Here is a 519-nt window from a genome sequence, read left to right on the forward strand (position 1 = left end):
GAATAAGTTCACCCAAGCAATCACGACGGTAACGAGGCTGATAGATCCGAGGTTTTCGTTTCGCATGTGGAAGCCACAGTCCGTCGGCGATCATCCATTGACGCAGTGTTTCTTTAGAGACTGATAGATTGTGCAGTTCAGTCAGTTTTTCCAGAGCGAACGTTGGTGAGAAGTCAGAGTAATGCTCACGGATAAGTTTCAGTATTTCAATTCTGAAATGTTCTGAGTAGCGTCGATTACTTGGGCGTCCACGCGCTGCGTGTGTAAGACTTTGCGCGCCAAGAGAGACAAGTTTGTTGACCAAACGTCGGATATGACGCGCAGACAGGTTCAAAATGATAGCAGCGTCAACTTGGCGTAGTCGTTTTTCACGTACGTCAGTCAGAACCTTGAATCGATGAATATCTTTTTCACTCATAGTAATAAGCATCCAGATAACTCCTAAGCAGACCAATATAGGTAAGCTTAGGAGGACATTTTAAAATGGCTCAAACCGGACATTACTAAATTGCTCTAACA

Annotated in this window: 1 protein-coding gene; it reads right to left on the reverse strand. The window is 44.3% G+C overall.

Features of this window, described 5'->3' with window-relative positions:
- Window positions 1-430, reverse strand: a 430-nt coding sequence (locus tag AB4496_RS28330; protein ID WP_372133381.1) for a helix-turn-helix domain-containing protein, incomplete at its 3' end; no start/stop codon positions are given.
- Window positions 431-519 lie beyond the last annotated feature (89 nt).

The sequence above is a fragment of the Vibrio sp. 10N.222.46.A1 genome, from assembly GCF_041473595.1.
GTDB lineage: Bacteria > Pseudomonadota > Gammaproteobacteria > Enterobacterales > Vibrionaceae > Vibrio > Vibrio tasmaniensis_A.